The 22,849-nt window shown below is 61.0% G+C and carries 18 protein-coding genes and 2 pseudogenes; 9 read left to right on the top strand and 11 right to left on the bottom strand.

Translation table 11 applies throughout. The features are described from left to right. Positions 1-22 precede the first annotated feature (22 nt). A pseudogene (locus S101446_RS18840) lies at positions 23-142 on the top strand (IS481 family transposase); the annotation flags it as partial. A gap of 10 nt (positions 143-152) precedes the next feature. On the opposite strand, the pseudogene S101446_RS03805 reads toward S101446_RS18840, so the two are convergent. Then, a pseudogene (locus S101446_RS03805) lies at positions 153-1,169 on the bottom strand (threonine aldolase family protein); the annotation flags it as partial. Positions 1,170-1,226: 57 nt separating this feature from the next. Beyond that, positions 1,227-1,397 (bottom strand): hypothetical protein, encoded by a 171-nt coding sequence (locus tag S101446_RS17620; protein WP_157684809.1) that lies wholly within the window; start codon positions 1,395-1,397, stop codon positions 1,227-1,229. A gap of 116 nt (positions 1,398-1,513) precedes the next feature. Between S101446_RS17620 and S101446_RS17615 the strand changes: the two genes are divergently transcribed. Continuing rightward, positions 1,514-2,068 (top strand): hypothetical protein, encoded by a 555-nt coding sequence (locus S101446_RS17615; protein ID WP_157684808.1) that lies wholly within the window; start codon positions 1,514-1,516, stop codon positions 2,066-2,068. Between the two features lie 98 nt (positions 2,069-2,166). On the opposite strand, the gene S101446_RS03790 is transcribed toward S101446_RS17615, so the two are convergent. The 8 genes from S101446_RS03790 to tkt all read right to left on the bottom strand — a co-directional run bounded on the left by S101446_RS03790 (position 2,167) and on the right by tkt (position 12,975). Next, a complete protein-coding gene (locus tag S101446_RS03790; protein ID WP_244184476.1) occupies positions 2,167-2,373 on the bottom strand; it encodes a hypothetical protein in 207 nt (68 codons plus the stop codon). Positions 2,374-2,750: 377 nt separating this feature from the next. After that, complete coding sequence (rpiA, locus tag S101446_RS03785) at positions 2,751-3,455, bottom strand: ribose-5-phosphate isomerase RpiA (protein WP_026018709.1); 705 nt, start codon at positions 3,453-3,455, stop codon at positions 2,751-2,753. Between the two features lie 77 nt (positions 3,456-3,532). Further along, positions 3,533-4,282, bottom strand: coding sequence for a 6-phosphogluconolactonase (pgl, locus tag S101446_RS03780; protein ID WP_087607656.1), 750 nt, complete (start codon positions 4,280-4,282; stop codon positions 3,533-3,535). After that, complete coding sequence (locus S101446_RS03775; protein ID WP_019087001.1) at positions 4,275-5,084, bottom strand: Cof-type HAD-IIB family hydrolase; 810 nt, start codon at positions 5,082-5,084, stop codon at positions 4,275-4,277. The genes pgl and S101446_RS03775 overlap by 8 nt, the downstream gene beginning before the upstream one ends. Before the next feature lie 56 nt (positions 5,085-5,140). Next, positions 5,141-6,673 carry a glucose-6-phosphate dehydrogenase gene (gene zwf / locus S101446_RS03770; RefSeq protein ID WP_010510226.1) on the bottom strand — a complete coding sequence of 511 codons (1,533 nt, stop codon included), beginning with the start codon at positions 6,671-6,673 and terminating at the stop codon, positions 5,141-5,143. A gap of 110 nt (positions 6,674-6,783) precedes the next feature. Continuing rightward, positions 6,784-7,785: a phosphogluconate dehydrogenase (NAD(+)-dependent, decarboxylating) gene (gnd, locus tag S101446_RS03765; RefSeq protein WP_087607655.1), complete on the bottom strand. Its 1,002-nt coding sequence runs from the start codon at positions 7,783-7,785 to the stop codon at positions 6,784-6,786. 115 nt (positions 7,786-7,900) lie between these two features. After that, the gene (locus S101446_RS03760; protein WP_087607654.1) at positions 7,901-10,768 is read right to left on the bottom strand and encodes a bifunctional transaldolase/phosoglucose isomerase; all 2,868 of its coding nucleotides are present in this window, start codon (positions 10,766-10,768) and stop codon (positions 7,901-7,903) included. Positions 10,769-10,854: 86 nt separating this feature from the next. Beyond that, the gene (tkt, locus tag S101446_RS03755) at positions 10,855-12,975 is read right to left on the bottom strand and encodes a transketolase (protein WP_087607653.1); all 2,121 of its coding nucleotides are present in this window, start codon (positions 12,973-12,975) and stop codon (positions 10,855-10,857) included. Positions 12,976-14,006: 1,031 nt separating this feature from the next. On the opposite strand from tkt, the gene S101446_RS03745 reads away from it, so the two are divergent. Next, on the top strand, positions 14,007-15,488 hold the full coding sequence (locus tag S101446_RS03745; RefSeq protein WP_087607651.1) for a sugar porter family MFS transporter: 1,482 nt from the start codon (positions 14,007-14,009) through the stop codon (positions 15,486-15,488). Between the two features lie 82 nt (positions 15,489-15,570). On the opposite strand, the gene S101446_RS03740 is transcribed toward S101446_RS03745, so the two are convergent. Further along, complete coding sequence (locus tag S101446_RS03740; protein ID WP_087607650.1) at positions 15,571-16,467, bottom strand: fructose bisphosphate aldolase; 897 nt, start codon at positions 16,465-16,467, stop codon at positions 15,571-15,573. A gap of 292 nt (positions 16,468-16,759) precedes the next feature. Here S101446_RS03740 and S101446_RS03735 point away from each other — a divergent pair, with 292 nt between their 5' ends. The 6 genes from S101446_RS03735 (at position 16,760) to nuoF (ending at position 22,847) form a co-directional block, all read left to right on the top strand. After that, positions 16,760-17,737, top strand: coding sequence for an alpha/beta hydrolase (locus S101446_RS03735; RefSeq protein WP_087607649.1), 978 nt, complete (start codon positions 16,760-16,762; stop codon positions 17,735-17,737). A 508-nt stretch (positions 17,738-18,245) separates the two neighbouring features. After that, positions 18,246-18,671 (top strand): NADH-quinone oxidoreductase subunit A, encoded by a 426-nt coding sequence (locus S101446_RS03730; RefSeq protein WP_167376415.1) that lies wholly within the window; start codon positions 18,246-18,248, stop codon positions 18,669-18,671. Then, entirely contained in the window at positions 18,668-19,303 is a 636-nt protein-coding gene (locus S101446_RS03725) for a NuoB/complex I 20 kDa subunit family protein (protein ID WP_019092103.1), read from the top strand. The genes S101446_RS03730 and S101446_RS03725 overlap by 4 nt, the downstream gene beginning before the upstream one ends. Before the next feature lie 4 nt (positions 19,304-19,307). Next, a complete protein-coding gene (gene nuoC / locus S101446_RS03720) occupies positions 19,308-21,074 on the top strand; it encodes an NADH-quinone oxidoreductase subunit C/D (protein WP_087608819.1) in 1,767 nt (588 codons plus the stop codon). After that, positions 21,061-21,552, top strand: coding sequence for an NADH-quinone oxidoreductase subunit NuoE (gene nuoE, locus S101446_RS03715; protein WP_019086130.1), 492 nt, complete (start codon positions 21,061-21,063; stop codon positions 21,550-21,552). The genes nuoC and nuoE overlap by 14 nt, the downstream gene beginning before the upstream one ends. Further along, a complete protein-coding gene (gene nuoF, locus S101446_RS03710; RefSeq protein ID WP_087607647.1) occupies positions 21,549-22,847 on the top strand; it encodes an NADH-quinone oxidoreductase subunit NuoF in 1,299 nt (432 codons plus the stop codon). The genes nuoE and nuoF overlap by 4 nt, the downstream gene beginning before the upstream one ends. Positions 22,848-22,849: the final 2 nt, after the last annotated feature.

The following is a 22,849-nucleotide window of genomic DNA, read 5'->3' as shown; positions in this document are numbered from 1 at the left end:
CATACATGTCATGTAAGCCGCGATACAGCGATCGAAAACATCGTTCGCGGCGCTGAGCCAGAAGTCTGGGATCAGTCCAAAGATGATGGCTGTTGAGGATCAGAGAACTGGTCCTCAACAGCCGCGTTCAACGGTTCTGTCCTAGATAGGAGCCGGATATCTGCTGCCAACCTGTCTACCTGCGCGGGGTCTGCATCCCAGGCAAATACAAAACGGGCCCCTCCGCCAATAAAAGTATAAAAACGCCAGCCGCGCATCCTTAATCGATCCAGAATGCGTTCTTCCGACTTTATGAAAACGCTATTCGTCTGAACAGGAAACATCAATGTAATATTGGAAAGGTCCGTCAACTGCTCCGCCAACCGTTTGGCGCAGGCATTGGCATGGTGCGCAGTACGCAACCATGCACCGCTTTCCAGCATACCAACCCACGGGGCTGACAAAAAACGCATCTTGGAAGCCAGTTGTCCTGCCTGCTTGCATCGATAATCGAAACCGTCTGCCAGGCTGCGCTCAAAGAATAGTATGGCCTCACTTACTGCCATGCCGTTCTTTGTTCCACCAAAACACAGTACATCAACCCCTGCCCGCCAGGTCATGTCTGCCGGAGAACAGCCCAGGGCCGCGCACGCATTGGCAAAACGTGACCCATCCATATGCAGATACAGGCCAAGTTCATGGCATGCTGCCGCAATCTGGCGTATTTCGGTCAAGGAATACAGTTCTCCCGTCTCGGTCGGCTGCGTAATGGTAACCGCCCGGGGCTTGGGGTAATGAATGTCATGTCGGCATGTGGAAAGCGTGCGCACGTCATGCGCGGTCAGTTTGGCGCTGTCCGTCCGGGCCACGAGAAGCTTGGAACCGTTGGAAAAAAACTCCGGCGCCCCGCATTCATCCGTTTCAACATGTGCATAAGAAGAACAGATCACACTATTATAGGACTGGCAGAGGGCAGCCAGTGCAAGCGAGTTCGCCGCCGTGCCATTGAACACGAAAAATACCTCGCACGCCTTTTCAAACAGCGTGCGAAAAGCATCGGCTGCACGACTGGTCCATTCATCTTCCCCATAGGGAACAAGAGAACCTTTATTGGCCTGCATCATGGCCTGCCACGCTTCAGGGCACATGCCTGCATAATTATCACTGGCGAATTGCTGGCGATCATTCATCGTATCTGTTCTTTACCGTATTATGTGAGGGACAACAGCCTGAACCGTCATGGAGAATTAAGCGAGCTGCGTGCCGGATAGCGTTCCATGTTTCTTACCGGGCATGACCCATCGGTTTACGGTGTACGCCACCAGTACGAGATAGATGACCAGCAGAACGTTGGGCAGAAGAAAAACCGGCATCAGCCCCTCCATCATCAGGATACCGACCATGACAGGAGGCGCCATGCTAGCCTGAGGGGGAATACAGGCCAGCAGTGGCCATGAAAACATGCCCAGGCCAAACAATATGGCCATCGTAAAAGTCGTCGTGTGAATTGAGAAAATTATCCTGCGCATCCATCATGCCGGCCCGCCGCGTTACCACGATCATGGTAGCGGTGGCGGAAAGAAATCGGACAGAAAAAAATTATGGAAAAAACGCGGTCGTATCAAAAGCAAGGAAATGGGCTGTGGGAATATGGGGCAAGGCCACCACCCGCGCGGGCGGAACAGTCATGAAATGGCCGGGCGCCGTCTGGATAAACAGGCCCGCAACCGTGACCGTCATAATGGACAGGAGCATTGCGCCCCGCATGCGTGCCGTCACCAATGCAGCGATCAGGAGAAGCGAAAGAAAGATCACCACAACGGCGGGGGAGCGCAGGCTGCCAAAAGCGATATCGCCGTCAATATCCGTGACAACAACCCCCCCCGTTGCGAAGGCAGAAATCGGCGATAAACAGGCCGACACCCACCTGCAGCCCGATACGTGTGGATGCGGGAAAGCTCCGCACAATATGCTGGCGCACATTGCTGAGCGACAGACAGGCAAACAGAATACCACCCACCGGCGTCGTTACGGCAAGATCCGCTATCATCCGGGTACGACCGTAGCTTTTTACTCGCCCTGCCCGTAAATGGTGCGGATATGCACCAGCAGGATATCATCCTGCAGCAGCGGCATCTCACCTGTTGGGGGTAGAGCCTTAACCTGCTGCGAATGTAAACCGCCAGCTTACCAGTCTTCAACCGTCTCCCTGTCTTTTTCGTCAGGTGCAAAGGGATCGAGTGGATCATCCGTGCCCGGATCAACCGGTTCGTCATCATTGTCCCAGTCCGGGACACCCGGTCGGGGATCATCCAGCGGACTGTCATCCGGGTCAGGCCCGGGATCTGAAATGGGCGTGGGCGGTGGTGCCGTGGGTGGTAGTTCAGACGGCACGGGGATATCCGGATTATCTGTGACCTGCATCCTGAACATGGCGCTCTTCCCCGATAGGTTCACGTGCAACGGAAATAGCGGGCGGCCGGTTGCATTCATGTCCCTGCCTGCCAGCACGTTCTTCTATCGGTTAAAAGACGGGCAAGGCGATGGTGCCGTAGACCTGTCGGCTTACGGGGAAACCTGTGTTCGAATTCCGCGCATTCCCGTGCGCGTTCCGCAAGACCGCCCCGCGCTGCTGGCCTGACAGGCCGATACCGGTGCCGGCGACCATCTCCCGCGGGTGATCCGCCGCCATCCACCAGCACGACCTTGAGGGCCGATGTGCCAAGATCAATCCCCACAACCATGATTGTTTCGTGTCACCATGCGCGCGGTCACGCGGCCATGAGATGCTTCAGGCCGTCCCGGCCCGCCACGATGACTTCGGACGTGCGGCCAATGAACAGGCCGCTTTCGATCACGCCCACGATGGAGCGGATCCTGCCTGCCAATGCCACGGAATCCGCGATTTCCCCGAAATTGCAGTCCAGGATCAGGTTGCCGCCATCGGTATTGAAGGGCGCGCCATGCGGGTCCAGCCGCAGGGTGGGACGTGCGCCCAGATCCTGCAGCCGGGTGGCCGTCAGTTCCCAGCCGAACGTCGTGACCTCCACCGGCACGGGCATGTGGTGGCCCAGCCGTGGCACCAGCTTGCTTTCATCCACCACCACGACGAAGCGACGGGAGGCGGCAGCCACGATCTTTTCCCGGAACAGCGCCCCGCCCCGCCCCTTGATCAGGTTGAGCGTGCCCATCTCCACTTCATCCGCGCCATCAATATCAAGGTCGATCAGCGGATGGTTGGCGAATGTCACCAGTTTTATACCATGCGCGCGCGCCTGCTCGGCCGAGCGTTCGGACGTGGGAATGGCGGAAAAACGCAGCCCCTCCGCCCATCGGCGACCCAGTTCGTCAATCATGTAGGCCGACGTGGTGCCCGAACCCAGGCCGACGACCATGCCTTCCCTGACCATGGATGCGGCTTCGATCGCGGCATGGCGTTTCTGTTCCTCGCGCGGGTCACTTATCTGGCTTGTCATGTCCGGGTTCCTGCTATCCTTCTGGCTGGCTGTATCCATCCCGCACCCTGCTGGCGGCGCGGCGGCCTTTACCGCGTTCATTGTCCCGCAGCCGCCTTGTCCATAAGCCAGATGAGTTCGCCCTCGGTCGTGATGTGGCTGGCGGGTTCCGCCGGGTCGCCGGCGCGCACCCTGGCAAAGGCCTCGCGCTTGGCTGGCCCGGCCAGCATGAACACCACATGGCGGCTGGAATGGATGGCGGGATAGGTCAGCGTCAGGCGCGTATGCGGCGCGTCATCGGGCACGCAGGTCGAAACCCACAGCCTTTTCTCCCGAAGCACCGGCTGGCGCGGGAACAGCGACGCAGTATGCCCGTTATCGCCCAGGCCCAGCATCACCACGTCAAACAACGGGCGGCCGGGTTCCAGCACCGTGCCGCCGTATACCTTTTCCAGTTCCGCCTGGTATTGCGCCGCCGCCTGCGCCGGGTCGCCCGACGTCGGCATGGGGTGCACGTTGGCGGGCGGCACCGGCACATGGGCCAGCATTTCGCTCTCGACCATGTTGTAGTTGCTGGCCGGATCGCTGTCGGGCACGAAGCGTTCATCGCCAAAGAAGAACTGCGTGTTCGCCCACGGGAAACGGTCGCGGTATTCATCCGACGCCAGGATCTGGTACAGCCGCTTGGGCGTCGACCCGCCCGAAAGCGCGATCACGAACGGGCCGCCCTTTTTCGCCAGCGCCTGTTCCGTCAGCCATTTCGCCATGTACTGCGCAATGGCTTCGGCATCGGGCAGGACCACCATCGCGCCCGTTTTCACGTCATGTCCACCTGTCATGTCACGCATCTCCCAGCACGAATTTCTCGATCCCGTTGGCGAACCCTTCCTCCTCGCACGATGTCGAGACATGGGTCGCCTGCTTCTGCACCTCGGGGCTGGCCTGCCCCATGGCGATGGACATGCCGCTCTTGCGGAACATCAGCACATCATTGGGCTGGTCGCCCAGTGTCACCATCTGGCTGGCGGGAATGCCCAGCAGGCGTTCGAGCGCCATCACCACGCCGCCCTTGTTGGCGTCCCTGTTGGTCACGTCCACATAGTACGGCTGTGACAGGGCGGCGGACGCCGTATCGCCCAGTGCCTGCTGCAGGTCGTGCTCGAGGCGCTTCATCAGGGCCAGGTCATCGCTGACGCCGGTGATCTTGACCACCTGGTCCAGCTTTGCTTCCACATTGCCCACCACGGGCGGGAACTTGACCGTCCACTGTTCGCGCGCGACATGCGGGGCGTCGAGTTTCGAGACGATCCAGTCATTGCCGTTATAGACCCACGGATCGGCCCCGTGGTCGCGGATGATGCCGATCACCCTGCGCGCCGTATCGGCTGGCAGCGTGCGGGCCTCGATCACGGTGAAATCGGGCCTGACCATCATCCCGCCGTTGAAACCCGCGATCGGTTCGGAAATCTTCAGCGGGTCAATGACCATCTTCATGCCCTTGGGCGGGCGGCCGCTGGTGATGGTGAACAGGATACCGCGTTCACGCAGGCGTTCGACAGCCCGGATCGCGCGGGGTGTCAGGATCTTGTCCTTCGTGACCAGGGTGCCATCCACATCGGCCAGTACAAGGCGTATTTCGGGGTCAGACACGGAAGTGTCCTCCTGTCAGTGTCATGTCGGTCGGGCTGGGCGCGCGTCAGGTTCCGTCAGGACCCGATTTTCAGCCAGTGCCGGTGGTCGCGGGCCAGCAGGTCATCGGCGGCCTTTGGCCCCTCGCTGCCAGCGGCGTAGAAATCCAGTCCCGCGGGGGCGTGCATCCAGTCCAGGACGGGCTGGACCACGCGCCATCCGGCTTCGATATTGTCCGCGCGCTGGAACAGGGTCGCATCCCCGATCATGCAGTCATACAGCAGCGTCTCGTAGCCGGTGCTTGGCCCCTCGTGGAACCATTCGGAATAGTCGAACTTCATGCGCACGCCGCCCAGGTGTACCGTGGGGCCGGGTATCTTGGCGGAAAACTGCAATGTCACGCCTTCGGTTGGCTGGATATGCAAAAGCATGATGTTGGGTGTCAGCTTGTCCACCGGCGTGTCACGGAACAGGGCATAGGGCGCTGACTTGAAATGCACCGCGATTTCCGTCTTGCGCGCGGCCAGGCGCTTGCCGGTGCGCACATAGAACGGCACCCCGGCCCAGCGCCAGTTGTCGATCATGAGCTTCATCGCGACATAGGTTTCGGTATGGGAATGGGGATCCACGCCGGGTTCGTCACGATAGCCCGCAACAGGTTCTCCCCTGATGCTGCCTGCCGCATACTGGCCGCGTACCACGTCATGGTGCTGCACGGTATGGATGGCCTTGAGTACCTTGGTCTTTTCATCACGTACCGCATCGGCATCGAACGAAATGGGGGCTTCCATGGCCGTCATGGCCAGAAGCTGCATGACATGGTTGGGTACCATGTCGCGCACGGCGCCCGTGCTTTCGTAAAACCGGGCGCGCTGTTCCACGCCCACCGTCTCGGCCGCGGTGATCTGCACATGGTCGATATTGTCGCGGTTCCACAAAGGTTCGAAAAAACCGTTGGAAAACCGCAGGGCCAGGATGTTCTGCACCGTCTCCTTGCCCAGATAATGGTCAATCCGGTAAATCTGGCTTTCATCAAGCGTGCGCAACAGCCGTTCGTTCAGCGCGATGGCGGATTGCAGGTCGCTGCCGAAGGGCTTTTCGATAATGACCCGGCGGAAGGCCTGCCCGCTTTCCTTCGCAAGGCCCGATATACCAAGCTGGTCTACGATGGTGCCAAAGAAACGGGCGGCCACCGCAAGGTAGAAAATACAGTTCTGGTTGCCTGTTTTCCGGGCCAGGGCATCATATGTCGCGCTATCCTCGAACGAACCGCGCACATAGTCGATGTTGGACGACAGGCGCTTCCACACGTCGTCATGCAGCCTGACGGCTTCGGTCCCGCGACTGGTTACGAAATTTTCCAGCGACTCATGGAAGCTCTGGCGCAGGTCGGCAGCCGAGACATCGGCCCGGTCCACCACAATGATGGAGAAATGGCTGTCCAGCAGCCCCGCACTGGCCAGGTTGTACAGTGCGGGCACCAGAAGGCGGTGCGTCAGGTCCCCGCCCCCGCCAAATATGACAAATACGCCCGGTGGCCCGCGACGCGGCACGTTTTCATGCCGCGTGTCGTCAATCTGCGAGGACGCGGATGCGACAATGCTCTCCATCTTGCTTCTCCCTGAACTTTTTTCAGCGTGTAAAACCCGGACAGACCGCCCGTGGTCGTTATGGTGCCAACGTGGTCTGGCCTGCCGGGTGCGTTATCAGGCGCGCACTATCAGTTGTTCGTGCCTTCGATATGGCCGCCAAAGCCGAAACGCATGGCGGACAGCATCTTTTCGGCAAAGTTGTTGCCGGTGCGTGAACGGAAACGCGTGAACAGGGCTTCCGTCATCACCGGGACGGGTACGGCTTCTTCAATTGCGGCCTCGATGGTCCAGCGGCCTTCGCCGGAATCCGCCACGTCGCCCTTGTAATTGGACAGGTCCGGATTGCCCGCCAGCGCGCGCGCCGACAGGTCCAGCAACCACGAGGACACCACGCTGCCGCGCCGCCAGACTTCGGCAATATCGGCCATGTTCAGCTCGAAACGCTGGTTTTCAGGCAGTTCGGTCGAGTTCTTGGACTTCATGACATGGAAGCCCTCGGCAAAGGCCTGCATGATGCCGTATTCGATGCCGTTATGGACCATTTTCACGAAATGGCCGGACCCGGCGGGCCCGCAATGCAGGTAGCCCTGTTCCGCGCGCGGGTCGAAACCGGGTTTGTCACGGTTCGGCGTGCGCGGGATATCGCCAATCCCCGGTGCAAGGGCGGACAGGATCGGGTCGATATGGTCGGTGGCGTCCCTGGTGCCGCCGTACATCATGCAGTAGCCGCGTTCCAGCCCCCACACGCCGCCCGACGTGCCGACATCAATGTAGTGGATGCCTTTCTTCATCAGTTCGGCGGCGCGGCGGATATCGTCCTTGTAGAAGGAATTGCCGCCGTCGATCAGGATATCCCCCTTGCCCAGCAGGCCACCCAGTTCCTGCACCGCCGCTTCGGTCACGGGGCCTGCTGGCAGCATGAGCCAGATGATCCGCCGCTCGGCGGTCAGCCTGGACACCATGTCCTTCAGGCCGGATGCGGCAATGGTCTTTCCGGCCACGGCCTGTTCCCCGATTTTGGTCATGACCGCTGGCGTGCGGTCATAAAGAACCACATCGTGGCCGTGACGTGTCAGGCGGATGGCGATGTTGCCCCCCATCTTGCCCAGCCCCACTATACCGATCTGCATGATTATTACTGCTCCCGTGGCAGGGACGTGCCCTGCGATTCAGCCCGCGTTCGGGCTGGTGAAAAATGGGCCCCGCCATTTCTGCCGACCATGGCGGGGCTGTTCCGTCGTGCGGTCAGACGGCGGCCGTGATGGCCTGCGCAAGTTTTTCAAGGCCGGATTTCAGGTCGCCGTGGATATGCACGCGCAGGGCGCGACGGCCGCGTTCACCCAGTACTTCCAGGTCCCCACGGGCCTGCGCTTCCTTGACAATGCTGAAGGTATATTTTTCCCCCGGCACCGGCAGACTGACTTCGTCATCACACGTGATCTGCAGGAATACGCCGGTGTTGGGTCCGCCCTTGTAGGCCTGCCCGGTGGAATGCTGGAAACGCGGGCCGAATTCGGCGGCCGTGGCCAGCTTCAGCCCATCACGCACCGACAGCCGCACCTGCTGAAGCCATTCGCGCGTGGCCGTGTCGCGGTCGATATAAGCCAGCAGGGCGACATAATCGCCCGCCCTGCCCCGGGCGAAATGGGCCTTCAGGATACCTTCCGCCGTGTGGCCGACCCTGAGTGCCGCGGCATTCTTCGGGTCGGCATAGAAGGCAAGGCTGCCGTCCCTGGCGAACGGTTCGTACGGCGGCAGCCTGCCGGTTTCGTTATAGGCGGTGGTGATCTTTTTCGTCTCGATCTTCGATGCCTCGACATCAGGCTGGTTGAAGGCATTGATGCCGATGATCGACCCGGCGACCGCAGTCGCGAATTCCCAGCGGAAGAATTCCTCGGCAATCTGGTAGCGGTCATGCAGTTCAATGGTCACGACCGGTTCACCCGCCGCGATCAGCTTTTTGAACGCTTCATCCTGCTTCTCACACGGTTTTTCGCTCAGCCGCAGGTAGATGAACACGCGGTCCCTGCCATATACCGAAGCCGGCCCGGCAGTTTCCCCGTCAATGGGGATCAGCCCCTTGCCGTCCTTGCCCGTTGATTCCGCCAGAAGCTGTTCCAGCCACGCGCCCATGTCGTATATGGCAGGCGACGCCAGCAGCGTGACCTTGTCCCGGCCGAACGATCGCGCGGCCACGCCCAGCACGCTGCCCAGAACGACGCCGGGGTTTTGCGCGGGCGGGACGGAGGCGGCGCAGGATTTTTCACCCCGCAGGGCCGAATCCAGCAGCCGCTTCAGCGGCAGGCCCGCGACGGCCGCGGGCACCATGCCGAAATCGGACAGCACGGAATACCGGCCACCGATCTGTTTGTTACCGTAGAAGATTTTCCAGAATTTATCCTTCTTCGCCACGTCTTCCATGTGCGAACCGGGATCGGTGACGGTGATGAAGTGCGAACCGGCCCGCTCCCCCAGCACCTTTTTCGCCTGATCGAAGAAATAGGCCTTGAGGATATTCGGCTCCAGCGTGCCGCCGGATTTGGACGAGACGATGAACAGCGTCCTGCTGATGTCGATCCTGTCCTGAAAATCCCTGATCTGCTGCGGATCGGTGCTGTCGAGCACATACAGGTGCGGGAAGCCTTCATGCTTGCCGAATGTCTGCGCCAGCACTTCGGGACCAAGGCTGGAACCACCCATGCCCAGCAGCAGCGCGTCACGGAAGCCGCGCGCCTTCACTTCGGCCTGGAATTCCTCGAACTTCGCCAGATCCAGCAACTGGTCATCAACGATGCTGAGCCATTTCAGCCAGCGTGCCTCGTCATGACCCGTCCACAGGGTTGCGTCCCTGTCCCACAGGCGGCGGACATCACCCTGCGTGCGCCATGTTTCCAGTTCGGCCCTGACCGCCGCATCAAGGTCGGCAGGCAGGTCGAGCGTGGTCGTGGTGAGCTTGGAACCAAGGAACGCGGCCTGCTTGGCGGCAATCGACCCAAGCAGGGCGTCGAATGCATCCTCGAAGCCACGCACCCCTTCATCCACCAATGTCCGGGTCACGCCATCCAGATCAAGGCCAAGGCGCCGGGCCTCGCTGATGACCCTGTTTGCGCCCGCCACGTCCTGTGTCAGGGTCTGTGCAACCTTGCCGTGATCGCGGAAGTCATCAAAGGTCGCGGGCGGAATGGTGTTGACGGTTTCCGGGCCGATCAGGCCGTCCACGTACAGCACGTCGCTAAACGTCTTGTCCTTCGTGCTGGTGCTGGCCCACAGCAGGCGCTGGGGCATGGCGCCGGCCTGCGCCAGTTTCTGCCACCGCGCGCTTTTCACCACGTCCTGCCAGTATTCATAGGCCTGCTTGGCGTTGGCGATCGCGACCTTGCCACGCAGGGCCTTCAGCGCGGCTGCGTCCTTGTCCCCCGCCGCGACGCGATCATCGATTTCCCTGTCGATCTTCACGTCGATCCGGCTGACGAAGAAGGAGGCGACGCTTGCAATCCCCGTGACACTCTCGCCACGCGCCAGACGCTCTTCCAGCCCTGCGATATAGGCTTCGACCACCTTCTTGTATGCATTCAGGGAAAACAGCAGTGTTACGTTGACATTGATCCCTGCCGCGATGGCCGCCTGCACGGCGGGCGCGCCTTCATCCGTCCCGGGGATCTTGATCATGAGGTTGGGCGCGCCAACGGCAAGCCACAGCCGCCGTGCCTCGGCGATGGTGGCGCCGGTATCACGCGCCAGATAGGGCGAGACCTCCAGGCTGACATAGCCATCCACCTTCGCGGTCTGTTCATAGACCGGGTGCAGCACCTTTGCCGCCGCGCGGATGTCATGGATCGCCAGCGTTTCATACAGCGTCCCGGCGTCAACGATCTGGTGTTCAAGGATCTGGCGGATCTGCGGATCGTAATCGGTCCCGTGGCCCATGGCCTTCTGGAAGATGGACGGGTTGGAGGTGACACCCTTCAGGCCGTCTTCCTCCACCAGCTTTTTCAGCTTGCCGCTTTCGGTATAGGAACGCTGGATGAAGTCCAGCCACGGGGACTGACCAAAGCGGGCCAGCTGTTTTAACGGATTGGCGGCTTCACTGGTGCCGGCGTCATACGCGGTCATGGCATGTTTCCTTCATGTGTTGCGGGCAGCCATCCGGCGGGCGGCGCGGGGTGGCTGTCCTGTCGCAATTATGGTCGGGCGGGCGCTCAGCGCCGGGTGGCAAGCTGCCTGCGGGCTTCGGTCAGGACGGCGTCCACCGTGAACCCGAACCTGACCTCCAGCTCACCCGCCGGGGCGGAGGCACCGAATGTGTGCATCACGATGGTGCTGCCCCGCAGGCCGACATAGCGTTCCCACCCAAGCCGTGCCGCCTGTTCCACCGCCACGCGGGCGGTGACATCGGGCGGCAGCACGCTGTCGCGGTAGGACTGGGGCTGCGCTTCGAACAGGTCCCATGACGGCATGGAGACGATGCGGGCCCCGACCCCCTCGGCCTTGAGCTGTTCAAAGGCTTTCACGATCAGCCCGACCTCGCTGCCCGTCGCCATGAGGATGACATCGGGCGTGCCGGTGCTGCTGTCGGCCAGCACGTAGGCCCCCTTTGCCAGGCCGCTGGCCGGGGCATAGGTCTTGCGGCAGATGGTGGGCAGGTTCTGGCGCGTCAGGACCAGGACGGTGGGGCGATCAGCCAGCGGGACAAGGGTGCGCCAGGCCTCCGCGACCTCATTGGCGTCCGCCGGGCGGATCAGGGTTACCCCCGGTGTGGCGCGCAGCTGGGCCAGCTGTTCGACCGGCTGGTGGGTCGGGCCGTCTTCCCCCACCCCGATGGAATCATGGGTGAAGATATACAGCACCGGCAGCTTCATCAGCGCCGCAAGGCGGATGGGCGGCTTCATGTAATCGGAAAAGATGAAGAAGCCGGAGCAGTAGGGCCGCAGGTACGAAAGCGCCAGCCCGTTGCAGATCGACCCCATGGCATGTTCACGCACACCGAAATGCAGGTTGCGCCCGCCATAGGTCCCGCCCCATTGCGGGGGCTGGAAATCACCCGCGCCATCGAATGTCAGGTGCGTCTTGGTCGACGGCGACAGGTCGGCCGATCCGCCGATCATCCATGGATAGCGGGCGGCCACCTGATTGAGCACGGTCGCGGAACTGGCGCGGGAGGCAAGCCCCTTCGCATCCGCAGGGAAATCACTGATCTGGCGGTCCCAGCCTTCGGGCAGCTTTCCCGCAAGGACCAGGTCCAGTTCGGCCGCAAGGTCGGGGTGTGCCGTGCGGTAGCGGGCCAGCAGGTCGTACCACGCCTTGCTGGCGGCGGCCCCGCGTGTGGCGATGCCCTGCCGGAAGTGTTCAGGCACGCCCTTGGGCACGTAGAAACTCTTGTCTTCCGGCCAGCCGTAGAATTTCTTGGTTTCGCGTATTTCCTCCACCCCCAGGGGCGAGCCATGCGCTGCTGCGGTGCCCGCCTTGTGCGGCGAACCCCAGCCGATGATGGAATGCACGATGATCAGCGTCGGCCGGGATGTTTCCGCCTTCGCTTCGGCCAGCAGGCGACGGAAATCGCCCGTGTCGTTTGCGTCCTTGAGTTCAAGGACATGCCAGCCATAGGCCTCGAAGCGTTTATGCACGCTTTCGGTAAAGGCGATGCGGGTATTGCCCTCGATGGAAATATGATTGCTGTCATAGATCCAGGTCAGGTTACCCAGCTTCAGGTGGCCCGCGATGGACGCGGCCTCGCTGGATACGCCTTCCATGTTGTCGCCGTCACCGCAGAATGTATAGGTGTGATAGGTGAACAGGTCGAAACCGGGTTTATTGAAATGCGCGGCCAGCCATTTCTGGGCGATGGCCATGCCGACGGAGTTGCCACATCCCTGCCCCAGCGGGCCGGTCGTGGTCTCGACGCCCGCGGTGTGGCCATATTCCGGGTGGCCGGGGGTGCGGGAATCAAGCTGGCGGAACTGCTCGATATCCGCCAGGGTCAGTGATGGCCTGTCCGTCTGTACGCGGCCATCCTTCACGTCACGGATACCGGCAAGATAGATCAGCGAATACAGCAGCATGGAGGCATGGCCGATCGACAGCACGAAGCGGTCGCGATTGGGCCACAGGGGATTGGCGGGATCATAATCCAGGACCTCGCGCCACAATGCATAGGCTGGTGGGGCCAGCGCCATGGGCGTGCCCGGGTGTCCGGAATTGGCTTTCTGCACCGCATCCATAGCCAGTGTACGGATTGTATTGATGCAGAGGGTATCAATATCCGCCCGTGCATTGCCGGCACCGTCAGGTGCCCATACGGGACAGGGAAATAATGAACGCATGAAAACCGTCCTCCGTTGTCACGGCCAGCCCTGTTCGCTACGGGCGTTACATGGAACTGCATGAGAGGACGGCATTCATCCGGTCATGCCTGCATGCCACGTACGTCACATACCTGTGCCGAGATCCATTACCCTGCTGCCATCCATGACAGTACAGGGACCGATGCGCCGACATATTTCCAGTATAACCCGCAGGCTGGATGAAGTTGATTCAGTCATGCGGTTTATTCACGTGGAACAGTGCGTCATGTCTGGCGCGGCAGTTCCTGCATTGAAGTCCCAATCCGGGTCTAATTCCAGCCTCGCCCATTCACGAGTTCTCGATGCACATTTATTCTTCCTGTGCATGGCCATACATTTTTTATATGCTGTTATGGGAATGTGACAAGATATGTCAGAGCCGAAAAATATGCGGTTTCCTGACGTTTTTCAGCAGAAGGTAGGGATCGGAAATGCAAGTGCGTACGGACGGCCCGGACGCGATGAAACAGGCCTGCATACAGGCGCAGTACACAAAAATATGTGCATGATCACACGTTAAGGAAATAACATAAGGCAGGAATCGAATATATTTTTAAGATTCGTGGATAAAACATATGTAGAAATAAAATACGTTCGGAGAATCGGACCAGTCCAGTACGCGATTCTTATTCCAGCGCAGATTCCGTTACTTATATCTGCAATACGGATTGCACATAATATGTCCCGCCACGCCATTTCAGGGATGATTTTTCGCCCGTCATGCTGAAACTGACAGGCAGGGAAGCCGAGAGACGAGGCTTTGTCACCGTTATCAGGATTTTCTTCGATTTATATAAAAATATTAGATATCCGGGTCACAGAAAAATGTTGGCGATCCGGTTCATATCTATTGTCCCGCAGGGGGCAATCCATGCATTGATGCATGCATGTCAGCGTCTGTAATGACCCGACCGTTCATGATGGCCGGGCCGGAAGACCCCGGACCCTCCACGCCAGTCATCTAGCGGAACAGCCGCATTTCAATAAATAATAAAGAAAAGGTGTCACGCATGCCCGAAGAAGATCTGGTTTCCCATGCCATGATACATGCCACTCCACCACGTCAGGTACCCGCCCCTGACGCGCCCGCGACGGGACATGCCATTGTCGTGGGGGTGCTGGCGGCCCTTGCCGGTCTGATGTTTGGACTGGATACCGGGGTGATCGCGGGCGCGCTGCGCTTTATCGGCACGGATTTCAATGCATCGCCGCGTACGCAGGAATGGATCGTCTCCTCCATGATGGCGGCGGCAGCCGTGGGCTCGCTGATCGCCGGGACCATCTCGTTCCGTTTTGGCCGCAGGCGCGCGCTGCTGGGTTCGTCCATTCTTTTTCTTGTCGGTTCCCTGATCAGCGCGTTGGCCCCGTCCGTTGCCTTTCTCATCATCGGTCGGATTTTCCTGGGCTTCGCGGTGGGGATCGCAGCCTTTACGGCCCCCCTCTACATATCCGAAGTCTCGGCCGTGGCGCAGCGCGGGTCGATGATTGCCTGTTACCAGTTGATGATGACGGGCGGCATCTTCCTGTCCTATGTAACCGATGGGGTACTGGCGAATGGCGCGCACTGGCGGTGGATGCTGGGCCTCATGATGGTGCCCGCGACGGTATTCCTCATCGGCTGCCTGTTCCTGCCGGACAGTCCGCGCTGGCTCATGATGCGTGGGGAGAAGCTGCGCGCGCGCACCGTAATGCGCTACCTGCGCCCCAGCCCGCAGCAGGCCGACCGGGAAATATCCGATATCGCCACGGAACTGACCCGGGGCCGGTCGGAGGGATTTTCGTTTTTTCGCAATAACGCCAATTTCCGGCGCTCGGTCGGGCTGGGTATCGTGCTGCAGGTCATGCAGCAGCTTACCGGTATCAATGTGCTGATGTATTACGCGCCCAAGGTCTTTCAGGCCGCCAATTTCGGCGCGTCCGCCGCGGGATGGGCCACGGCCCTGATCGGCCTGATCAACCTGGTCGCCACCTGTGTCGCGATCGTGACGGTTGACCGCTGGGGCCGCCGGCCGCTGCTGCTGCTCAGCTGTGCCATCATGACGGGCAGCATGCTGCTGGCCGGCGGGCTAGTTGAATATGGCGGTCATGACACCATGGCCCAGATTGCCATGGTGGGATCGCTGCTGGTGTTTGTCCTGGGGTTCGCCATTGGCGCCGGGCCACTGGTCTGGACGTTATGCGCTGAGATCCAGCCATTGCGCGGTCGTGACTTTGGCATTGTCTGTTCCACCTTTACCAACTGGGCCACCAACTGGGCGGTCAGCAATACATTCCTCAGCGTGCTTGATACATTGGGGGAAGCCCACACGTTCTGGCTGTTTGCTGGCATGAATGGCCTGTTTATCGTGATCACGCTGTTGTACGTGCCGGAAACGAAGGGGGTTTCGCTGGAAGATATTGAATCCCACCTGCTTGCGGGCTGGCCCCTGCGCGACCTGGGCGCGCGTTCCCTGCCGCAGGGTGGAAACGTGTCCACGCGTCCGTCTGCCTGATACGGGACGGCAGGCGGATAAAAAAACGGCTTCCGGAGGGTTCCGGAAGCCGTTTTTGCCTGAGATGAAGGAAAGACGGTGATCAGCCCTTTTGCGTCGATGCCTTGAATATCTGTTCGATGGACTTCGCGAGGGCTGCGTCAAATTCCGCATCCGTCATGGTGTAGCGCAGGTCTTCGAGCAGCGCGCGCGAGAAACTGGCGATCATGCCATGGTTTTTCGCCAGCCGCTGACACGCTTCGTCACGTGGATACCCACCGGACAGCGCCACGACGCGCTGCACGCGCGGGTGCCTGATCAGGTCAAGGTAAAGATCGGCCTTTTCGGGGATCGAGACCTTGATCATCACCTGGTAGTCACCGGGCAGCACATCAAGCCCACGGTGCAGTTCGTCATGCAGCAGCGCTTCCGCCCCTGCCTTGTCCGGGCTTTTGATCAGGACTTCGGGTTCCATGATGGGCACGAGGCCACGGGCGGCAATCTGCTCGGCCAGGGCAAACTGCTGCTTCACGATGGCGGCGACACCCTCACGCTCGGCCAGGCGGATGACCGAGCGCGCCTTCGTGCCATAGATGCCCTTGCTGATCGCCTGGTCCAGCAGGGATTCAAGGTTGGGGATGGGCTTCATCATCTGCACGCCGCCTGCTTCGGCCTCCAGCCCCTTGTCCACCTTCAGGAAGGGGACGACGCCCTTTTCCTTCCACAGGTAGGTGGGAACCGGCGTGTCCTTGACCAGCCCGTTCATGGTCTGCTCGAACAGGATGGCGGCGAGGATGCTTTTGCCCGTGAAGGCCGGGGCGGTAATGACCCTGACCCGCATTTCGTGCATCAGGGCAAACATCTGCGCATCGGTGCTGTAGGCGCTGTCCGGTATGCCGTAATGCCGCAGCGCCCCCGGTGTTGATCCCCCGCTCTGGTCCAGGGCCGCGATGAAACCCGCGTTCTCCGACATGTTCTTGCGCATCTGCTCAACAGGCATTTTTATTTATCCTATGTTCAGTATTTATATATGGCCATGGTGGTAAGTTCTTATCATATATGATTCCAGGCGCCTTTATTGATCAATAAGATAAAATATAGGTGAAGTAACATAAATACAAAAAACGCATACCCGCATATTCCAGCATGAAACAATGCGCCTGTATGGACCGCCCCGGATTCATGAGCCTGAAATTCCCTGAATAACACTTTCTGTTCAATCAGTTGGACGTGATGATGCTTCTGATCCGATGCCGCCTATCGTGAGGAAAAGATAACGCGGAGAAACAGTCATGCCTCACAATCCCGTCGCCCCGGAATTTCGCGCGGCCCTGAAGGTCCTGCCCTCCTTTGATGGTCTTTCGGATGCGACCCTGGAGGAGACACGCAAGGCATTCATTTCCGCAATCCGCAGCGTCAGGGTTGCCGGGCATCCTGACGTCCTGGTCGGGGAATGCCACGTGCCCGGGCCCGCTGGTGCCCCTGATGTTCCGGTCGTGACCTACAGGCCTGTCGCCAGTTCCCCGAACGCCCCCGCGCTGGTCTATATCCATAGTGGCGGTATCGTAAGCGGCACGCCGGAAGTCGATGATGCACGCTGCCGGCAGATGGTCAGTGAACTGGGTCTGGTCATCTTCTCGGTTGACTATCGTCTGGCACCAGAAGCCCCCTGCCCTGCGGCGATCGAGGATTGCTATGCTGTCCTGAAATGGGCGCACGACCATGCACCCGACCTGAAAATTGACCGGAACCGCCTGATTATTGGCGGCGATAGCGCAGGCGGGGGCCTGACAGCCTGCCTTGCCCTGCTGGCACGCGACCGGGCGGAAATCAAAGTCCTTTTCCAGCTGCTGATTTATCCCATGCTGGATGATCGGACCGGAACAACGCTCATGCCATCGCCTGCCCTGGGCGAATATATCTGGACGCGTTCCGCCAATCATTACGCATGGAATGCCTATCTCGGCAAGACGCCGGGAAGCCCGGGCATTTCGGAATATGCCGCGGCCTTTCGCGCAACGGACCTGACGGGGTTGCCGCCCGCCTATATCGGCGTGGGTTCCCTTGACCTGTTTCTGGACGAGGATCTGGAATATGCCCGGCGCCTGATGGCTGCTGGCGTGCCGACGGAGGTCTGTGTTATCCCCGGTGCCTATCATGTCTTTGACGTGTTCATTCCCGACGCACCCCTGAGCAGGCAATTCAGGGCCTCCTATTTCACTGCCCTGAAACGCGCCATTTCCCAGGATTTTCCTGAAAATCCGGCCTGATGGGTTTTGATGGCGCGGGACGCCCCGCGTCATCATGGGCAGCATGAAGATTTGAATTCAGGCCGCCGCGTGTCTGTCCGATCGTGCGGGGAAGCTGCCCTTTCTGCGCGGGAATGCCGCCATGCGATAAGCCCTGGGATACATGGTCCGGAACGCCCGCCTGGGCCACCGGGGCTGCACAACTCTTATCCGTTTACGACCTGACATCGATGGTTTGCGCATTTCATGCCGCCTTGTAGAGATTCATAAGCCGTGAGGCGTGGGTCATGCGCGGATGTCGTCATGGCCCTGTTCTTTGAAAAACTTGCATGATCCGGTCGCAACTTCCCCGATCCTGCCGCGTATAGGCGACTGGCAGCCTGTTCTGGCATTTCGTGCATCGCCAGATATATCAAGGCATGCAGGTGACGCCTATACAGTATTGGCCGGTTATTGCGCATCAATGCACATGGCATGGTGCAGATCGCCTCCGTTGCAAATAAAACGAACAGAAACGGAAATGCCCGTCATGGAAAACATTTCCAATATATGGTCGGTATTCGCCTGTGCCATGGTCATAGCCATGCTTCTGGCCAGCATGCTTGGGCTGTCCGCCATCACCGGTACCCGGCGGGGCGGCAGGGCCATGGGCCGTTCCATGTCCATGCCCTTTGAATCCGGCATGGAGCCTACGGGGTCGGCACATCTGCGGTTGCCTGTACAGTATTACATGGTGGCCATGTTCTTTGTCATCTTTGACGTGGAAACGGCCATTCTGCTGCCATGGGCAACCGTTGTGACCGAAACGGGATGGACCGGTTATGGCGCGGTCCTTGTCTTTACTGTCTTTCTGGGCGTCTCCCTTGCCTATCTGTGGCGTGCCGGGGCACTGGACTGGGGGCCGCGTGTCCGCCAGCGCCAGATGGCGGACACGCACGGGGATCACGTATCATGAACTGGTTCCTTTCTTCCCCCGATGCGGCCGGGCCTGCGCGTGCCACACCCGGTTTCAGCGAGACCCTGCGCCGTAATCTGGTCATGGGCCGGTTGCAGGATTTCGTGGCATGGGGACAGAAAAACTCCATCTGGCCACTGAATTTCGGGCTGTCATGCTGTTATGTGGAAATGGCGACGGCGTTCACCAGCAAGTTCGACATTGCCCGCTTCGGTTCCGAAGTCCTGCGCGCCACCCCACGCGAAGCTGACCTGATCGTCATTTCCGGCACCGTATTCGTCAAGATGGCTCCGGTCATCCAGCATCTGTACAACCAGATGCTGGAGCCACGATGGGTCATTTCCATGGGGTCGTGCGCGAATTCCGGCGGCATGTACGACATTTACAGTGTCGTGCAGGGCGTGGACAGCTTCCTGCCGGTGGATGTGTATGTGCCCGGTTGCCCCCCCCGTCCCGAAGCACTGCTGGAGGGACTGCTGCTGCTGCAGAAATCCATCGGCACGCAGCGCAGGCCCCTTAGCTGGCTGATGGGGCCGCAGGGCGCCCAACCCGTCACACCGCCCAGCCTGCGCGATGAAAAGCGCGCCCACCGGCAGGGCATGCGCGACCTGCGCACGCCTGACGGGATCTGACGTCATGACCACCCTTCTTTCTCCCGCCCGCGAACAGGGACTTGCGGAAAAGATTTCTGGCCGGCTTCCCAACGGGGCGCTGGCCATCCAGCCCGCGTGCGACGGGGTTGCCGCCATCTGGATTGCGGCGGCCGACCTTCGCCCCGTTCTCGCTGCACTGAAGGCCCCGGCCGCCACATCCCTCATGCTGCTGGACCTGACGGCCATAGACGAACGCGATCGCACCCACCGCGACGGACAGCCACAGGCGGCTTTCACGGTCGTCTATCATGTGATTTCCCTGACCGCGCGCATGGATGAGGTACGGATCAAGGTTCCCCTTGGCGCAACCGCCCCCGCCCTTCCCAGCATCAGTGACCTGTGGCCCAACGCCAACTGGTATGAACGCGAGGTCTGGGACCTGTTCGGCATCCATTTCCATGGCCATCCCTGCCTGCGCCGCATCCTGACCCCACCCACATGGACCGGGCACCCGCTGCGCAGGGATCACCATGCCCGCGCCACCGAAATGCCGCCCTACAGCCTGACGGAGGAACACGAGGCACGCGAGCAGGACGCCATGCGCTTTGATCCCTCCGCATGGGGCATGCGGCGTCACAGTGACCACAGCGACTTCATGTTCCTCAACCTCGGCCCCAATCATCCCAGCGTGCATGGGGTCTTCCGTATCGCGCTGCAACTGGAAGGCGAGCGGATTGTCGATGCCGTGCCCGATATCGGCTTCCACCATCGCGGCGCGGAAAAGATGGGGGAACGCCAGTCGTGGCATAGCTACATCCCCTATACCGACCGGGTGGACTACCTTGGCGGGGTCATGAACAATTTCCCCTACGTGATGGCGGTCGAGACACTGGCCGGGATTACCGTGCCGCCACGCGCGCAGATGATCCGCGTCATGCTGGCGGAACTGTTCCGCGTTGCCAGCCACCTCGTCTTCTACGGTACCATGGCGCAGGATGTCGGGCAGCTTTCGCCGGTATTCTACATGTTTACCGACCGCGAACGCGTGTTCGGGATCATCGAGGCGATCTGCGGCTTTCGCATGCATCCGGCATGGTTCCGCATCGGCGGCGTGGCCATGGACCTGCCCGAAGGGTGGGAGGGACTGGTCCGCGCCTTTCTGCATGACCTGCCCGGACGGCTGGACGAATACGATGCGATGGTCATGCGCAACCCCATCTTTCGCGCACGGACGAAGGGGATCGGCGCCTATACCACGGCGGAAGCCATCGAATGGGGTGTCACCGGGCCGGGGCTGCGCGCCACGGGCCTGGCGTGGGATTACCGCAGGCATGCGCCCTATGCCTGTTACGACCAGCTTGAATTCGACATTCCCACCGGCGCCAATGGCGACTGTTATGACCGGATTGCCGTGCATGTGGAGGAAATACGCCAGAGCCTGCGCATCATCCGCCAGTGCGTGGACAACATGCCCGCGGGCCCGGTCAAGGCCGACCACCCGCTGACCACCCCGCCGCCGAAGGCGCGCACGATGCATGACATCGAAACGCTGATCCACCATTTCCTCGGCGTAAGCTGGGGACCGGTCATTCCACCGGGGGAAGCGCGCGCCAGCATCGAGGCCACGAAAGGCGTCAATACCTATACCCTGATCAGCGATGGGGGCACCACGTCCTACCGCACCCGCATCCGCACCCCGTCCTTTGCCCACCTGCAGATGATCCCGCTGCTCAGCCGCGGCATCATGATCGCGGACCTGATCGCGATCCTGGGCAGCATTGACTTCGTCATGGCCGATGTTGACCGCTGAAGCCCCCCTGCCCGCGCCCGTGCGGGCGGAAATCCTGGCGCTTGCGGCGCGGGAACCGCATCCGCGTGGCGCGGGTGTCGCGGCCCTGCGGCTGGTGCAGGCCCGCTTTGGCTGGGTCAGCACTGCGCACCTGCGCGAAGTGGCTGGCCTGCTGGGCATGTCGGCCGATGATCTGGACGGTATCGCCACCTATTTCAACCTGCTGTTCCGCCGGCCGGTCGGGCGGCATGTGATCATGCTGTGCGACAGCGTTTCCTGCTGGATCATGGGGCGTGGACCGCTTTGCGCCCATCTATGCCGGACGCTGGGCATAAAGCCGGGCGAAACCACGGCGGACAACGCCATTACGCTGCTGCCCACGGTCTGTATCGGGCATTGTGACCATGCCCCGGCCATGCTGGTTGATGACACGCTGCATGGGGATGTGGACACGGCCACCCTTGACCGCCTGATCGACACGCTGAGGGACACGCCATGACGCCCCCGACCGAACGGCCCCTGACCGCCATGATCGATCCCGCCGCCGGGCCACCGGACTGTGCGGCATATGAACGTGCAGGCGGGTGGCAGGCCACGCGCAACGCATTGGGCCGCCTTGCCCCGGCCGGGATCATTGACATGGTGACACGCTCGAAACTGCGCGGGCGTGGGGGCGCTGGCTTCGGAACCGGGCAGAAATGGAGCTTCGTGCCAAAGGAGCCCGCAGCCGACCGCCGCAAATACCTGATCGCCAATGCCGATGAGATGGAACCGGGCACCTTCAAGGACCGCTTGCTGCTGGAGGGCAATCCCCTGCAACTGATCGAGGGGATGATCCTTGCGGCCTATGGCGTGCAGGCGGGGCATGGCGTCATCTTCCTGCGCGGGGAATATCATCTGGCCTGCGCGCGCCTGCACCAAGCGATCGGGGAAGCAAGGGAGAAGGGCTGGCTGGGGGAGAATATCCTCGGCTCCGGCTTCAGTTTTGACATCCATGTGCATTCCAGCGCCGGACGCTACATATGTGGCGAGGAAACCGCCCTGCTGACCGCGCTGGAAGGTCGCCGCGCCACACCGCGCAGCAAGCCGCCCTTTCCCCAGACCGGCGGCCTGTGGGGCGCGCCCAGCGTGGTGAACAATGTCGAGACACTGTGCAACCTGCCCCATATCATCACCAACGGGCCGGAATGGTTCGCGGGCCTCGGGCTGGGGGAAGATGGCGGCACCAAGATCTATGGCGTCAGCGGGCGGGTCGTGAAGCCGGGCGCATGGGAACTGCCCATCGGCACCCCGCTGCGCCAGATCATTGAAGACCATGCGGGTGGCATGCGCCCAGGCTACCGGTTGCGCGCCCTGTTGCCCGGCGGGGCGTCCACCGCCTTTCTCGACGCGACGGCAATCGATGTCGCCATGGATTACGGATCGGTGGAAAAGGCGGGCAGCAGGCTTGGGACCGGCATGGCCATCATCCTGGATGACCGGACCTGCCCCATCGGCATGATCCGTAACCTGGAACATTTCTTTGCACAGGAATCCTGCGGGTGGTGCACCCCGTGCCGTGACGGGCTGCCATGGGTGGAACGCCTGCTGGACGCGATCGAGAACGGGTCGGGACAGGAGGAGGACATGGACCAGCTAGGCCGCCATGCCCGGATGCTGGGCGCCCCGGGCCGGACCTTCTGCGCCCATGCGCCGGGGGCGATGGCGCCGCTTGCCAGTGGACTGAAACTGTTCGCCGCCGATTTTGCCGCCCACATCCAGCAAGGCCGCTGCCCGCAGCAGCCGGGGGCATGACC

The organism is Komagataeibacter europaeus (assembly GCF_002173515.1).
Taxonomy (GTDB): Bacteria; Pseudomonadota; Alphaproteobacteria; order Acetobacterales; family Acetobacteraceae; genus Komagataeibacter; species Komagataeibacter europaeus.
Note: the sequence above shows the minus strand (reverse complement) of the source record. Positions and strands in the feature narration are given on the sequence as shown.